The 13,794-nt window shown below is 71.7% G+C and carries 15 protein-coding genes; 6 read left to right on the top strand and 9 right to left on the bottom strand.

Annotated features, from left to right (window positions below):
• Window positions 1-68: 68 nt before the first annotated feature.
• The 6 genes from FHP06_RS11450 to proC form a co-directional block, all read right to left on the bottom strand.
• Window positions 69-1,316, bottom strand: a complete 1,248-nt coding sequence (locus FHP06_RS11450) for a lysophospholipid acyltransferase family protein (RefSeq protein ID WP_147686864.1) — start codon at window positions 1,314-1,316, stop codon at window positions 69-71.
• Complete coding sequence (locus FHP06_RS11445; protein ID WP_147686862.1) at window positions 1,313-2,311, bottom strand: NAD-dependent epimerase/dehydratase family protein; 999 nt, start codon at window positions 2,309-2,311, stop codon at window positions 1,313-1,315. The genes FHP06_RS11450 and FHP06_RS11445 overlap by 4 nt, the downstream gene beginning before the upstream one ends.
• Before the next feature lie 5 nt (window positions 2,312-2,316).
• Window positions 2,317-2,418, bottom strand: a complete 102-nt coding sequence (locus FHP06_RS11440; protein WP_012359487.1) for a 30S ribosomal protein bS22 — start codon at window positions 2,416-2,418, stop codon at window positions 2,317-2,319.
• 68 nt (window positions 2,419-2,486) lie between these two features.
• Window positions 2,487-2,672: a helix-turn-helix domain-containing protein gene (locus FHP06_RS11435; protein ID WP_187271907.1), complete on the bottom strand. Its 186-nt coding sequence runs from the start codon at window positions 2,670-2,672 to the stop codon at window positions 2,487-2,489.
• A 192-nt stretch (window positions 2,673-2,864) separates the two neighbouring features.
• Window positions 2,865-4,040, bottom strand: coding sequence for an acetoin utilization protein AcuC (locus FHP06_RS11430; RefSeq protein ID WP_147686859.1), 1,176 nt, complete (start codon window positions 4,038-4,040; stop codon window positions 2,865-2,867).
• The gene (proC, locus tag FHP06_RS11425) at window positions 4,037-4,831 is read right to left on the bottom strand and encodes a pyrroline-5-carboxylate reductase (protein ID WP_147686857.1); all 795 of its coding nucleotides are present in this window, start codon (window positions 4,829-4,831) and stop codon (window positions 4,037-4,039) included. Before proC ends, FHP06_RS11430 begins: the two co-directional genes overlap by 4 nt.
• A 23-nt stretch (window positions 4,832-4,854) precedes the next feature.
• On the opposite strand from proC, the gene FHP06_RS11420 reads away from it, so the two are divergent.
• Window positions 4,855-5,805 (top strand): bile acid:sodium symporter family protein, encoded by a 951-nt coding sequence (locus tag FHP06_RS11420; protein ID WP_147686855.1) that lies wholly within the window; start codon window positions 4,855-4,857, stop codon window positions 5,803-5,805.
• Here the strand turns inward: FHP06_RS11420 and FHP06_RS11415 are convergent.
• Window positions 5,786-6,430, bottom strand: coding sequence for a LysE family translocator (locus FHP06_RS11415; RefSeq protein WP_147686853.1), 645 nt, complete (start codon window positions 6,428-6,430; stop codon window positions 5,786-5,788). The genes FHP06_RS11420 and FHP06_RS11415 overlap by 20 nt on opposite strands.
• 16 nt (window positions 6,431-6,446) lie before the next feature.
• Window positions 6,447-7,232 (bottom strand): sugar phosphate isomerase/epimerase family protein, encoded by a 786-nt coding sequence (locus FHP06_RS11410; RefSeq protein ID WP_147686851.1) that lies wholly within the window; start codon window positions 7,230-7,232, stop codon window positions 6,447-6,449.
• A gap of 39 nt (window positions 7,233-7,271) precedes the next feature.
• Between FHP06_RS11410 and FHP06_RS11405 the strand changes: the two genes are divergently transcribed.
• The 5 genes from FHP06_RS11405 to disA all read left to right on the top strand — a co-directional run bounded on the left by FHP06_RS11405 (window position 7,272) and on the right by disA (window position 12,881).
• Window positions 7,272-7,997: a hypothetical protein gene (locus FHP06_RS11405; RefSeq protein ID WP_147686849.1), complete on the top strand. Its 726-nt coding sequence runs from the start codon at window positions 7,272-7,274 to the stop codon at window positions 7,995-7,997.
• A 44-nt stretch (window positions 7,998-8,041) separates the two neighbouring features.
• Window positions 8,042-8,680, top strand: a complete 639-nt coding sequence (locus FHP06_RS11400) for a VOC family protein (RefSeq protein WP_147686847.1) — start codon at window positions 8,042-8,044, stop codon at window positions 8,678-8,680.
• A 95-nt stretch (window positions 8,681-8,775) separates the two neighbouring features.
• Window positions 8,776-10,350, top strand: a complete 1,575-nt coding sequence (locus FHP06_RS11395; protein WP_147686845.1) for an MFS transporter — start codon at window positions 8,776-8,778, stop codon at window positions 10,348-10,350.
• Window positions 10,351-10,381: 31 nt separating this feature from the next.
• Window positions 10,382-11,770, top strand: a complete 1,389-nt coding sequence (gene radA, locus FHP06_RS11390; protein ID WP_147686843.1) for a DNA repair protein RadA — start codon at window positions 10,382-10,384, stop codon at window positions 11,768-11,770.
• 82 nt (window positions 11,771-11,852) lie between these two features.
• Window positions 11,853-12,881 (top strand): DNA integrity scanning diadenylate cyclase DisA, encoded by a 1,029-nt coding sequence (gene disA / locus FHP06_RS11385; protein ID WP_147687080.1) that lies wholly within the window; start codon window positions 11,853-11,855, stop codon window positions 12,879-12,881.
• 226 nt (window positions 12,882-13,107) lie between these two features.
• Here the strand turns inward: disA and FHP06_RS11380 are convergent, their stop codons facing one another.
• The gene (locus FHP06_RS11380) at window positions 13,108-13,779 is read right to left on the bottom strand and encodes a hypothetical protein (RefSeq protein WP_147686841.1); all 672 of its coding nucleotides are present in this window, start codon (window positions 13,777-13,779) and stop codon (window positions 13,108-13,110) included.
• Window positions 13,780-13,794: the final 15 nt, after the last annotated feature.

Here is a 13,794-nt window from a genome sequence, read left to right as displayed (position 1 = left end):
AGCGGGCGCCTCCGGCGCAGTCGCTCGACCTGGCCGCACGCTCGCGCGCAGAGCGCGCTCGGTGCGTCTCAGAAGAACGCGTTGCCGCGGTCGACGAGCAGCGCGTAGAGCGTCTGCTGGATCGTCTCGCGCACCTGGTCGGTGACGTTGAACAGCAGCATCGGGTCGTCGGCGGCCTCGGGCTCGTACGCGTCGGTGCGGATGGGCTCGCCGAACTCGATGATCCACTTGCTCGGCAGCGGGATCATGCCGAGCGGGCCGAGCAGCGGGAAGAACGGCGTGATCGGCAGGTACGGCAGGCCGAGCAGGCGCGCCAGCGACGGCACGTTGCCCACGAGCGGGTAGATCTCCTCGGCGCCGACGATCGAGACCGGGACGATCGGCACCTGCGCCCGCATGGCCGACGACACGAAGCCGCCGCGGCCGAACCGCTGCAGCTTGTAGCGCTCGGCGAACGGCTTGCCGATGCCCTTGAAGCCCTCCGGCCAGACGCCGGCCAGCTCGCCGCCGGTGAGGAGCCGCTCGGCGTCCGCCGTGCAGGCGAGCGTGGCGCCGACCTTGCGGGCCACCTGCCCGACGAACGGCAGCGCGAAGACCAGGTCGGCCCCGAGCGGGCGGAGGTCGCGGCCGCTGTACTTCTTCACGGCGTAGCCGGTGATGAGTCCGTCGATCGGCACCGTGCCGGAGTGGTTGGCCACCAGGAGGGCGCCGCCCTCGGACGGGATGTTCTCGACGCCGCGCACCTCGAGGCGGAACCACTTCTCGGCGAGCGGCTCGACGGCACTGACCAGGATCTCGGCGATCTGCGGGTCGAAGCCGAACTCGTCGACGGCGAAGTCGCCGCTCAGGCGCTTGCGCAGCACGGCGAAGAACGTGGCCAGGCGACTCTCCCAGTCCGAGCCGAGCACGCGCTGCACGCCCTGCACGAGGGCGACGACGATCTCGTCGAGCGGGATGCCGGCCGGCAGCGAGGCCGAACCCGCGGTGCGGGTCTTGCGCGCGGCCTCCTCGGCCGCTGCCGCCGCCGCTGCTGCCGCGTCCTCGTCGGTGACGGCGCGCAGACGGGGCCGCTCCTGCGCCGGCGCCTTCTTGGCAGCGGGTGCGGCCTTCTTGGCGGGCTTGGGTGGAGCCTTGGTGGTCTTCTTCGCCGCCGGCTTCGTGGTGGTGCTCGTGGCCGCCTTCTTGACCTTGGTGACGGGCTTCTTCGGGCGCTGGGCGCCTCCGGCCAGCGAGCGAGCGGCCGACGACGGCGACGTCGAGCGGTTGCCCCGGCCGGCCTTGCCCCCGGACCCGATGGTGCGGCGGTCGTCGTTCATCGACGGCCTCCCAGTGCGGCGAGGATGCCCGGGCGCTGCGAGGCCCGGAACTCCTCGAAGACCTCTTCGGACGTGTGCTTCAGCTCGAAGCCGAAGATCTCGCGGAGTGCGGAGGTGTCGACCGCGCGGCCGTAGGTGAGCAGGCGGTTGAGGTCGGGCGGCAGGTCGCCGCCCATGACGCGGATGGCGCGCCGGGCCGCGGCCGCGAACCCGACGGGTGGCAGCGGGATGACGGGCTTGCCGAGGCGGCGGGTGGCCTGCGACAGCGTCACGACGCCGTCGCCGGCGACGTTGAACGTGCCGGGCCGGTCGCGCAGCACGGCCTCGCTGAACACGTCGAGCGCGTCGTCGAGGTGGGTGAACTGCAGGCGCGGGTCGAACCCGAGAGCCGTGGGCAGCGCCGGGTTCTGGAAGTAGTTGCGCAGGGGCGTGTCGATGTCCGGGTGGAGCACCTGGGCGAGCCGCAGGATCGTGATGATGACCTCGGGCCGCCGGCGGGAGAAGCCGCGCACGTAGTTCTCGACCTCGACGGAGTCCTTCGGGAAGCCGGAGCGGACGCCACCCTGCGCGGCGGACGACTCGGTGAACAGGGCCGGGTCCTTGGGCGACGTGCCGTAGACCGCGGTGGACGAGCCCAGCACGAGCTTGGTGACCGTGGCGGAGCGCTGGCAGGCCGCGAGCAGCTGCATCGTGCCGATGACGTTGCGCTCCTTGGCGCCGCTGCCGGCGCGCGAGCGGTCGGGCGGGTTGACGTCGAGGTGCACGACGGTGTCGACGTCCTCCACCGCCATGACCTTGCCGACGACGGGCGTGCGGATGTCGGCGCGGACGAACTTGACGCCGCCGAGGTCTCCGTCAGGGGGACGGGTGTCCAGTCCGACGACGCGGTCGATGGCTGTGCCGTCCACTGGGTTTTCGCCGAGCTCGGCGAGCGTGCGCGATACCCGGGACGCGAACGTGCCCGCGACCCCGGTGACGAGGACGACCCGGCCCATGGGACCTACTTGCCGAGCTTGCGGCGCTGCACCCGCGTGCGCTTGAGCATCTTGCGGTGCTTCTTCTTCGACATCCGCTTACGACGCTTCTTGATGACTGAACCCACGTGGTGACCCTTTGCCGATCCGGGAGGAAATGGTGGCCCTCAGCCTACGCGGTCAGGGCGAACAGACCTCAGCCGGCCTCGAAGAAGGACCGGGACAGGTACTGCTCGACAGCGGCCTCCGGCACGCGGAAGGAACGGCCGACACGGACGGCCTCGAGCTCGCCGGCGTGGACCAGACGGTAGACGGTCATCTTGGACACCCGCATCTGCGCGGCGACCTCGGCCACGGTCAGGAACGACGATCCTGATGCCATGTCCATCACCTGCTTTCGTCCGGTTCAGCCGCCGGAGCGGCGGTGCCTGGGTGCCGCTCGGGCATGGGGGGCACGCGCGCTCTCCGGCTTCCCCACCGGAGAGGAAGCGCGCGTGCTTGCTAGGAGCGTAGTGGTTTCTGGTGCCCGAGGGATAGAGGTGCCGAAAGTTGTGGTTTTCGTCTCAAACCGCGCTCAGACGCTCAGATCGATGCCCATCAGCGGAAACGACTCGGTGCGCGTGGCGTTGATGCAGCGGTCCAGCCAGCTGTCGGGGTCGTAGCCCTCGCCCCAGTCGCGCCACGAGGCGGAACGGCCGTCGGTCATCCGCTGCGGCGCCCGCTGGCCGCTCAGCCGTTCGACCTCCGCGCGCCAGGTGGCCGGCGTCTCGGTGGACGGGTCGATCGGGTGGCCCGCGACGATGGCGAGCAGGTGGGTCCAGATCCGCGGGACGACGTCGGTCACCGCGTACCCGCCGCCCCCGGTGACCACCCAGCGTCCGTCGGTGAGGTCCTCGGCCAGGCGCTCGAGCGCGAGGTAGGCGGTGCGCTGCCCGTCGATGCTGAGCATCAGGTTGGTGAGCGGGTCGTCCATGTGGGAGTCGCAGCCGTGCTGGGTGACGAGCACCTGCGGCTCGAAGGCGTGCAGCGCGGCCGGGACGACGGCGTGGAACGCGCGCAGCCAGCCGGCGTCGGACGTGCCGGGCGGGAGCGCGATGTTGACCGACGTGCCCTCGGCGCCCGGGCCGCCGCACTCCGAGGCGAACCCGGTGCCCGGGAACAGCGTCTGCGGCCCCTCGTGCAGCGAGATCGTCAGCACCCGCGGGTCGTCGTAGAAGATCGCCTGCACGCCGTCACCGTGGTGGGCGTCGACGTCGACGTAGGCGACGCGCTCGGCGCCCTGGTCGAGCATCCACTGGATGCCCACGGCGATGTCGTTGTAGATGCAGAACCCGCTCGCGGTGCCCGGCATCGCGTGGTGCAGGCCGCCGGCGATGTTCGCGGCGCGCTTGGTCTCGCCGGTCCACACCCGCCGCGCCGCCGCCAGGCTGGCGCCGGCGATGAGCGCGCTCGCCTCGTGCATGCCGGCGAAGACGGGATTGTCAGCCGTGCCGAGCCCGATGCTCGGGTCGGCGTGCGTCGGGTGCGCGCTGAGCTTCTGCACCCGCTCGATGTATCCCCGCTCGTGGACGGTGGCGAGCTGGTCGACGGTGCACGGCTCTGCGCCGACGACGTCGAGGTGGTCGAGCACGCCGAGCTCCCGGGCCAGCAGCATCGTCAGCACGACGCGCACGGGAGCCATCGGGTGCGACTGGCCGAAGTCGTACCCGGTCAGCCGCTCGTCGAAGACGAGGGTGGCGCGACCGCTCACGACAGCTCCTCGGACCGGCGTGCCGCCGCGAGCACGCCGGCGACGAGCCCGTCGCGGACGCCCTGCTCGTCGAACGTGGTGATGGCCGCGTGTGTGGTGCCGTTGGGCGACGTGACGCGGCGCCGCAGCTCGGCGGCGTCCTCGTCGGACTCGTCGAGCAGCTTCGCGGCGCCGACGATGGTCTGGGTGGCGAGCGTGGTGGCGGTCTCGAGGTCGAGCCCCGCCTCGACGCCGCCGGCGATCATCGCCTCGGCGAGGTAGAAGACGTAGGCCGGACCGGAGCCGGAGACCGCCGTGACGGCGTCCTGGCCGCTCTCGTCGACCACGACGACCTTGCCGCCGGTGGCGAGCAGCTCGCGGACGAGCTCGAGCCGGTCGTCGGTGCAGGTGGACCCGGGCGAGATGCCGAACATGCCCGCGCCGACGAGGGCCGGGGTGTTGGGCATCGCACGGACGACGGCGACGCCCGGCAGCGCCTGCTCGATCGTGGCGATGCGGATGCCCGCGGCCAGCGAGACCACCGTGGCGTCCGGCGGGACGGCGCCGGCGATCTCCTCCAGCAGGCTCGGGACGTCCTGCGGCTTCACGACGACGAGGACGACGTCGGCGCCGCTGACGGCCTCGACGTTGCCCGTGACGGTGACGCCGAACTGCTCGCGCAGCTCCTCGGCGCGCTCGGCCAGCTTCTCGCCGACGACGACGTCGCCGGGCGCGTGCCCGGCCGAGAGGAGGGCGGACAGCAGCGTCCCGCCCATCACGCCGCCGCCGAGGATCGCGATCCGTGTCGACATGCTCGCCACACTAGTGTTCAGGCGTGCGACTGCGACCGGACCCGTTCATCGTGGCGCTCGTCGCCGCGGCGCTGGTCGCGACGTTCGTGCCGGTCACCGGTGACGCCCTCGACGTCCTCAAGAACGTCAGCCTGGTGGCCATCGGCCTGCTGTTCTTCCTGTACGGCACGCGGCTGTCCACCGCCGAGACGCTGGCCGGGCTGCGCAGCTGGCGGCTGCACGCCGCGGCGCTGACCACCACGTACGTCGCGTTCCCGCTGCTCGGACTCGCCGCGCAGCTGCTGGAGCCGGACGTCCTGACCGCTCCCCTGGCCAGCGGCGTCCTCCTGCTGTGCCTCGTCCCGTCCACGGTGCAGTCGTGCGTGGTCTACACGCGGATCGCCCGCGGCAACGTCGCCGGGTCCGTGGTGAGCGCGTCGCTGTCGAACCTGCTCGGGGTGTTCCTGACGCCGGCGCTCGCCGCCCTCCTGATGACGGCCGACGCCCACGTCGACAGCAGCTCGGTGCTGCGGATCGTGCTCCAGCTGTTCGTGCCGTTCGTCGCCGGCCAGCTGCTCCGTCCGCTCGTGGGCCGGTGGATGGAGCGAAACGACCACCGCCTGCGCCTCTACGACCGGGCCAGCATCGTGCTGGTGGTCTTCGTGGCGTTCAGCGAAGGTGCGGAGGCCGACATCTGGGAGACGCAGACCGTCGGGTCGGTGCTGGCCGTGGTGGCCGTGTGCGCCGTGCTGCTCGCGTTCGGCTTCGGCTGGTCCTGGGGCCTCGGCTCGCTGCTCGGGTTCACCCGGCCGGACCGCATCGCGCTGCTGTTCTGCGGGTCCAACAAGAGCCTCGCCAGCGGGCTACCGATCGCGACGGTGCTGTTCACCGGCGAGCGCGTCGCCCTGCTCGTGCTGCCGCTGATGCTCTACCACCAGATGCAGATCATCACCGGCGCCGTGCTGGCACGACGGCTCAGCGCGGCTCCCCGCTGACGGCGAGCCCGACGCCGAGGCCGATCATCGACAGCCCGCCGACGGCGCCGACGGCCTCGCCGCGACGGTCGGACCGGGCGAACCACTCGCGCAGCTGGCTGGCGATCAACGCCCAGAGGCTGTCGGACACGAGCCCGATGCCGAACGCGAGCAGCCCGAGCAGGAGCATCTGCAGCGGGATCTGGCCGGCACTGCGGTCGACGAACTGCGGCAGCACGGCGCCCAGGATCATGAAGGCCTTCGGGTTGGTGACCCCGACGACGAAGCCTTGGCGGGCCGCGCGGAGGGCCGACAGGGAGCCCGGGTGCACGCCGTCGCCGGCGCTCATCCGGAAGTCCTTGCGGTGCCGGAACGCCTGCACGCCCAGCCAGACGAGGTAGGCGGCACCGAGCAGCTTGAGCACGGTGTAGACCTCGATCGACTCCTCGACCACGACGCCGAGCCCGGCCGCCACGAGGACGACGATGCACAGCAGCCCGAACGAGTTGCCGACGACCGTGGCCAGCGCGGCGGCGCGTCCGTACGCCAGGGCACGGCCGATCGTGAACACGACCGACGGGCCGGGGATGGCGATCAGGATGAGCGCGGCGATCCCGAAGCCGGTGAGCTGCTCGAAGGAGACCATGAGCAGATCGTAGTGATCAGCGGGAGGCGTGGAGTCGGGCGAACGCCAGCGACTCCAGGAGGTCGGCCTCCCGGGTCTCCTGGTCCACGGCCTTGCGGGTGTTGATCTCCACCACGATCTCCCCGGTGTAGTCGCTCGCCGCGACGTGCTCCAGGAACGCCTGGGCGGGCTGCTCGCCGTGGCCGGGCACGAGGTGCTCGTCGCGCGGCGAGCCGGAGCCGTCGGTGAGGTGGATGTGCGCGAGCCGGCCACCCAGGGCCTTGGCCATCTGCAGGGCGTCCTCGCCGGCGGTGGCACTGTGCGACAGGTCGACGGTGACGTGCGCGTACGACTCCTGCAGCGGGTCCCAGCCGGGCGCATAGGCCTGGAACTCGCGGCGGCCCGTGCGCCACGGGTACATGTTCTCCACCGCGAACGTGATGCCGTACTGGTGCTCCAGGTCGGCGATGCCGTCGACGAACCCGCGGGCGTACTCGCGCTGCCAGCGGAACGGCGGGTGGACCACGACGGTCTCCGCGCCGACCTCGAGCGCCATCTCCGCGCTGCGGTGCAGCTTGCCCCACGGCTCGGTGCCCCACACCCGCTGCGTCAGCAGCAGGCACGGCGCGTGCACGGAGACGATCGGCACCTCGTGGAACTCGCTGAGGCTCTTCACGGCCTCGACGTCGCCACTCACGTCGTCGATGCTGACCATCACCTCGACGCCGTCGTAGCCGAGCCGCGCGGCGGTCTCGAAGCCGCTGGCGGTCGATCCCGGGTAGACCGACGACGTCGACAGCGCCACGCGAAGCTGATCAGGCACGGCATCAAGAGTAGGGACCCCGCCCCGTACGCTGGACGGATGCCCGAAGTCTCGCTCGGATTCCCGCGCCAGTGGGTCGAGTTCCCCAACCCCGCCGACGACACCGAGGTGTTCCGCTGCGACCTCACGTGGCTCACGTCCCGCTGGACGTGCATCTTCGGTGCTGGCTGCCCGGGCATCTACTCCTCGAGCCCCGAGGCGGGCTGCTGCACGCTGGGCGCGCACTTCGCCGACGAGGACGATCACCAGCGCGTGGCCACCGCCGTCGAGCGGCTGACCCCGGAGCGCTGGGAGCGGTTCGACGCGGGCCAGGACGGCTGGACCGAGCGCGACGACGAGGGCGACCTCAAGACCCGCACGCTCGACGGCGCCTGCATCTTCCACAACTCGCGCGGCTTCGAGGGCGGCTACGGGTGCGCCCTGCACGCGCTGGCGCTCGCCGAGGGCGTCGAGCCGCTCGAGCTCAAGCCCGACGTCTGCTGGCAGCTGCCCATCCGTCGCCAGTTCCGCGAGGTCGACCCCGGCGACGGCACCACCTACACCGAGGTGCAGATCGGCGAGTACACCCGCGCCGGCTGGGGCCCGGGCGGCCACGACCTGGAGTGGTACTGCTCGTCCAACACCGACGCGCACGTCGCCATGGAGCCGGTCTACGTGTCCAACCGCCCGGAGCTCGTCGCGCTCATGGGGCCGGAGGGCTACGCCGAGCTGGAGCGCCACTGCGAGGCCTACGTGGGACCGGAGCACCGAGCCTCGGTGGAGTGACCCCCGGCGTCGAGATGCGATTCGGCGTCTGGAAAGAATGACCTATGCATCTCGACCACCTCTCGTTCGCCGCCGGACCCGATGGCCTCGCCGCCACCACCGACGCCCTCGGGAAGGCGCTCGGTGCGCAGTTCCTCGACGGTGGACCGCACCCTCGCTTCGGCACGCGGAACATGATCCTTCCGCTGAAGAACCACCAGTACCTGGAGGTCGTGGAGGTCCTCGACCACCCCGCGGCCGACAAGGCGCCGTTCGGCCAGGCGGTGCGCAAGCGCTCCGAGGCCGGGGGCGGCTGGCTCGGCTGGGTCGTGTCCGTCGACGACATCGCGCCCGTCGAGCGCCGCATGGGCCGGCACGCCGTCCCGGGCAACCGCCGCCGCCCTGACGGCTTCAACCTCGAGTGGCAGCAGATCGGCGTCAAGGGCATGGCCGCCGACCCGCAGCTGCCGTTCGTGACGTGCTGGCAGATCGACCCGTCGGAGCACCCGTCGCAGATGGCGGAGACCGGCCTGGAGCTCACCGAGCTGGCGATCGCCGGCGACCCGCAGCGCGTGGCCGACTGGCTCGGCGAGGAGGTCTTCGACGCACTGGAGTCGATCAGCGTCGAGTGGGCCGCTCCCAACGGCACGCCGGGCATCCTGTCGGCCACCTTCTCCACCCCCGGCGGCGACGTCCGCATCTGAGGTTCTGTCGGAACTTCCTGCCAGGATCGGGAACATCACCCCGTTCGCCGCGGTTGCAGCGGAAATACGTTCGGGACCCACCGGCAGGAGACCTCATGAGCGAGACCCTCGACCCCGCTGACCGCACCACGGCAGCAGGGCCCGACCCCCGTCGATGGCTCGCGCTCGGGGTCATCGCCACGGCGCAGCTGATGATCGTGCTCGACGCGTCGATCGTGAACATCGCGCTGCCCTCGGCGCAGGCCGACCTCGGCATCAGCGACGCCGACCGCCAGTGGGTGGTCACCGCGTACACGCTGGCGTTCGGCGGGCTGCTGCTGCTCGGCGGCCGCATCGCCGACTACGTCGGCCGCAAGCGCATCTTCGTGATCGGTCTCGTCGGGTTCGCGCTCGCGTCGGCCCTCGGCGGGTTCGTCGGCACCGACGTCCTGCGCGACGTCGTCGACCTCTTCGGGCTCGACCCGTCCGCCGCCGGCGCCGGCATGCTCTACTCGGCCCGCGCGTTGCAGGGCGCGTTCGCCGCGCTGATGGCGCCCGCCGCGCTGTCCCTGATCTCGGTCACGTTCACCGAGGCCAAGGAGCGCGCCATCGCGTTCAGCGTGTTCGGCGCGCTGTCCGGCGGCGGCGCCGCCATCGGCCTGATCGTCGGCGGCGTGCTCACCGAGTACGCCGACTGGCGCTGGTGCCTCGGCGTGAACGTGCCGATCGCCCTCGCCACCGCCTTCGCCGCCGTGCCGCTCGTGCACGAGAGCAAGGCGCAGGGCAACACCAAGTACGACATCCCCGGCGTCGTGATGGCCACGCTCGGCCTGGTCTCGCTCGTCTACGGCTTCACCGAGGCCGCCCGGGCCAAGAACCCCGGCCGCGGCTTCGAGGTGCAGGGCTGGACCGACTCCAGCACCGTCACGTTCCTCGGCATCGGCCTGGCGCTGCTCGTCGCGTTCGTGATCTGGGAGCTCCGGGCCAGCCAGCCGCTGCTGCCGCTGCGCGTCGTGCTCGACCGCAACCGCGGCGGCTCGAACATCCTGTTCCTGTTCCTCGGCGCGGGCATGTTCCCGATGTTCCTGTTCGTGACCTACTACATGCAGCTCACGCTCGGGTACAGCCCGCTGAGGTCGGGCTTCGCGTTCCTGCCGTTCAGCGTCGGCATGATCATCACCGCCGGCGTCGTCTCCCAGCTGCTGCCGAAGATCGGCCCACGCCCGATCCTGCTCACCGGCATCCTCGTCGGCACCGCCGGCATGCTGTGGCTGACGCAGATCAGCGCGGAGGGCTCGTCGTACTGGACCCACGTGTTCCCGTCGATGATCATCATGAGCACCGGCCTGGCCGGCGTCTTCATCCCGGCGTCCACCACGGCGCTGCTGCGCATCGAGGAGCACGACACGGGCGTCGGCAGTGCCGTGCTGAACACCGCCCAACAGGTCGGTGGGTCGTTGGGCATCGCGCTGCTGAACACGCTGTTCGCGAGCTCGCTGACCGGCTACCTGACCGACCACCCGAGCGCGGTCACGCAGGCCGGGCCGGCCGACGCCGCGTTCGTCCACGGCTACCAGACCACGTTCCTGTGGAGCGCGATCCTGTTCCTGGGCTGCCTGGCGGCGATCGTGTTCCTGATCAACGCCCGCAAGGAGGACGTGCCGACCGAGCCGGGCGCCGTGGCCGCCTGACGTGTCGTAGCGCTCACCTACGCTGACGACCATGGCGTCCACCAAGTCCGCACGGCCCGTCTACGTCTGCGCGGAGTGCGGCTGGACCACCTCCAAGTGGGTCGGGCGCTGCGGCGAGTGCCAGGCGTGGGGCACGGTCGACGTCGGCGGGTCCTCGCGTCCGGCCGGCCGCACGGCGGCCGCCCCGGTGAGCACCGCGGCGCGGCCCATCACCGAGGTGTCGGTGAAGGAGGCGCAGTCGGTGTCGTCGGGCATCGGCGAGCTCGACCGCGTGCTCGGCGGCGGCGTCGTCCCCGGCGGCGTGCTACTGCTCGCCGGTGAGCCGGGCGTCGGCAAGTCCACCCTGCTGCTCGAGCTGGCCGCGCGCTGGGCCCGCGCCGGCCGCCGCACGCTCTACGTCTCCGGCGAGGAGTCCGCGGCCCAGGTGCGGCTCCGCGCCGAACGCACCGGTGCGGTGCACCCCGAGCTCTACCTCGCGGCCGAGATCGACCTCGGCGCGCTGCTCACGCACGTCCACGACGTCGCGCCGTCGCTGCTGGTCGTCGACTCCGTGCAGACCATCGGCTCCGCCGACGTCGACGGCGTCCCGGGTGGCGTCACCCAGGTGCGCGAGGTCGCCACGGCGGTCATCCAGCGCGCCAAGTCGGCCGGCATCGCCACCGTGCTCGTCGGGCACGTCACGAAGGACGGTTCCGTTGCAGGTCCCCGGGTCCTGGAGCACCTGGTCGACGTCGTCCTGCAGTTCGAGGGCGACCGCGCGTCCCGGCTCCGGTTGCTCCGGGCGGTCAAGAACCGGTTCGGGCCGGTCGACGAGATCGGCTGCTTCGACCTCGCCGACGCCGGGCTCGTCGAGGTGCCGGACCCCACCGGCCTGTTCGTCTCGCGGCACGCCACACCCGTCACCGGCACCTGCCTGACGGTCACGATGGAGGGCCGGCGGCCGCTCCCGGCCGAGGTGCAGGCGCTCACCGTCTCCACCAACGCACCGTCGCCGCGACGCACGTCGAGCGGCCTCGACTCCTCCCGGGTGTCGATGATCCTGGCGGTCCTCACCAAGCACTGCGAGCTGCCGATCGGCAGCTCCGACGTCTACACGGCCACCGTCGGCGGTGCCCGGCTCGACGAGCCCGCCGTCGACCTCGCCGTGCTCGTGGCGGTCGCATCGGCGCAGCGGTCCCAGCTGGCACCGGCCGGACTTGTCGCCATCGGCGAGGTCGGGCTCGCCGGCGAGGTGCGGCCCGTGCGGTTCCTGGCCGAGCGGCTCAAGGAGGCCGAGCGGCTCGGCTTCCAGCACGTCCTGGTGCCCGCCGGCTCGCCTGGCCTCGACCGGCTCGACACCGGCCTGAACGTCGTCACCGTCGCCGACGTCCGCGAGGCGCTGCGCTTCCTCAGTGCGGTCCAAGCGGTCCGATCGAGCTGATCGGTTCTCTAGACTGACCGCGTCCCTGAAACGAGGAGCTTCCGTGGTGGCACAGTTCGACCTGCGCGCGACGCTCGGCACGATGGCGCCGGGCACGCAGCTGCGCGAGGGTCTGGAGCGGATCCTGCGCGGCCGCACGGGTGCGCTCGTCGTCATCGGCGAGAGCCCGGAGGTCGACGCGCTCTGCACCGGCGGCTTCGCGCTCGACGTGCCGTTCACGGCCACCGGCCTGCGCGAGCTGGCCAAGATGGACGGCGCGATCATCCTCGACTCCGACGTCAGCCGCATCGTCAAGGCGGCCGTGCACCTGATGCCCGACCCGTCGATCCCCACCGAGGAGTCCGGCACCCGGCACCGCACGGCCGACCGCGTCGCCCGGCAGACCGGCGTCCCCGTGGTGTCGGTCTCGGCGTCGATGCACATCATCGCGCTCTACCTCGACGAGACCCGCTACGTCCTCGAGGACGCCGGCGCCGTCATCGGCCGCGCCAACCAGGCCATCGCCACGCTCGAGCGCTACCGCAACCGCCTCGACGAGGTCTCCGACGCCCTGTCGGCCCTGGAGATCGAGGACCTGGTCACCGTGCGCGACGTCGCCGCGGTGGCCCAGCGGCTCGAGATGGTGCGCCGCATCTCCGGCGAGATCGACACCTACGTGCTCGAGCTCGGCGTCGAGGGGCGCCTGCTCGCCCTCCAGCTGGAGGAGCTGATCGGCGGCGTCGACGCGGAGCGCGAGCTCGTCGTCCGCGACTACCTGCCGTCAGGCCGCCGCAAGCGTCCGGTGGAGTCCGTGCTGGAGGCCCTGGCGGAGATCGACTCCAGCGCCCTCGTCGAGCTCGGCGCGGTCGCCGAGGCCATGCGCATCGGCAACGACGACACGCTGGACACCCCGCTCTCGCCGCGCGGCTACCGCCTGCTGGCCAAGGTGCCGCGGCTGCCGTTCTCGGTCGTCGACCGGCTCATCGAGCACTTCGGCTCGCTGCAGAAGCTGCTCGCGGCCAGCGTCGACGACCTGCAGGCCGTGGAGGGCGTCGGCGACCTGCGCGCCCGCGGCGTCCGCGAGGGACTCTCCCGCCTCGCCGAGTCGAGCATCCTCGAGCGCTACGTCTAGGGCAGGTCTAGCGGAGCGACTTCGGCTTCTCGCCGGGGGTGATGGTCTTGCCGAGGAGGCGGTTGACGCGTCCGGCGTCCCAGACCATGCCGACCACGAAGATGATGACGAACGTCAGGATCATGACGCCTCCTCCAACCGGGCCCCGATGTCGTCAGCATGGACCTCGGCGCTCGCCGGCCCGTATGACCGGGGACACGGCGGGGGTATGACGCCCGACACAGGCCTAGCTCTTCTTCTTCTCGGCCTTCTTCGTGGGCGTCGCGGTGGGCGTCGGCGTGGGCGTGGCCTTGGGCTTGGGCGGGCTCGTCAGCCGGAACGACGTCCGGCCCGGCTCGCCGCCGAGCGTGCCGATCTTCAGCACGTAGGTGCCGGGCGTCGCCCAGCCCTCCTTGCTGGAGCAGCGGGGGCCGGAGCCGCGGCCGCTCCACGTGGCGTCGACCGAGGTGGCCCAGCCCGGGGAGAGCTGGACGGTCTGCCGGAGCAGCGACGCCTTGCAGACCGTCGAGTCGTAGACCGGGGTCTTGCCGGCGCTGATGACCACCAGCAGGTCGCTGCTGCGCGCGGTGAAGTTGCAGGGCTTCGCGGACGAGGAGCTCACCAGGAGGGTGATGGTCACCGGCCCGCGCGTGTGCTGGCCGGAGCGCACGGTCGGCGTGATGCGGATCGACTCGGCGTCGCACGGCTCGGACCCCGTGGTCAGGGCGACGTTGGTGACGCCGTTGGTGGTCGGAGGCGCCTGGGTGGCCGTCGGCGTGGCGGTGGGAGCGGCGGCGGCCGGCTCTCCGTCACCGTCGGGCCACACCCGCATGCCGAGCCAGACGAGCAGGATGAGCAGCGCCAGCACGAGCAGACGACGACGCCAGTACACCTCGGCAGGCAGGCGACGCTGGCTCACGGATCCACGCTAACC

It is taken from the genome of Aeromicrobium terrae (genome assembly GCF_008039565.1).
GTDB lineage: Bacteria > Actinomycetota > Actinomycetes > Propionibacteriales > Nocardioidaceae > Aeromicrobium > Aeromicrobium terrae.
Note: the sequence above shows the minus strand (reverse complement) of the source record. Positions and strands in the feature narration are given on the sequence as shown.

Coding starts and splice junctions, on each gene's coding strand:
- FHP06_RS11405 (WP_147686849.1), top strand. CDS start 7,272: ATGCCCGAAGTCTCGCTCGGATTCCCGCGCCAGTGGGTCGAGTTCCCC.
- radA (WP_147686843.1), top strand. CDS start 10,382: ATGGCGTCCACCAAGTCCGCACGGCCCGTCTACGTCTGCGCGGAGTGC.
- FHP06_RS11435 (WP_187271907.1), bottom strand. CDS start 2,672: ATGGCATCAGGATCGTCGTTCCTGACCGTGGCCGAGGTCGCCGCGCAG.
- FHP06_RS11450 (WP_147686864.1), bottom strand. CDS start 1,316: ATGAACGACGACCGCCGCACCATCGGGTCCGGGGGCAAGGCCGGCCGG.
- FHP06_RS11395 (WP_147686845.1), top strand. CDS start 8,776: ATGAGCGAGACCCTCGACCCCGCTGACCGCACCACGGCAGCAGGGCCC.
- disA (WP_147687080.1), top strand. CDS start 11,853: ATGGCGCCGGGCACGCAGCTGCGCGAGGGTCTGGAGCGGATCCTGCGC.
- proC (WP_147686857.1), bottom strand. CDS start 4,831: ATGTCGACACGGATCGCGATCCTCGGCGGCGGCGTGATGGGCGGGACG.
- FHP06_RS11400 (WP_147686847.1), top strand. CDS start 8,042: ATGCATCTCGACCACCTCTCGTTCGCCGCCGGACCCGATGGCCTCGCC.
- FHP06_RS11445 (WP_147686862.1), bottom strand. CDS start 2,311: ATGGGCCGGGTCGTCCTCGTCACCGGGGTCGCGGGCACGTTCGCGTCC.
- FHP06_RS11415 (WP_147686853.1), bottom strand. CDS start 6,430: ATGGTCTCCTTCGAGCAGCTCACCGGCTTCGGGATCGCCGCGCTCATC.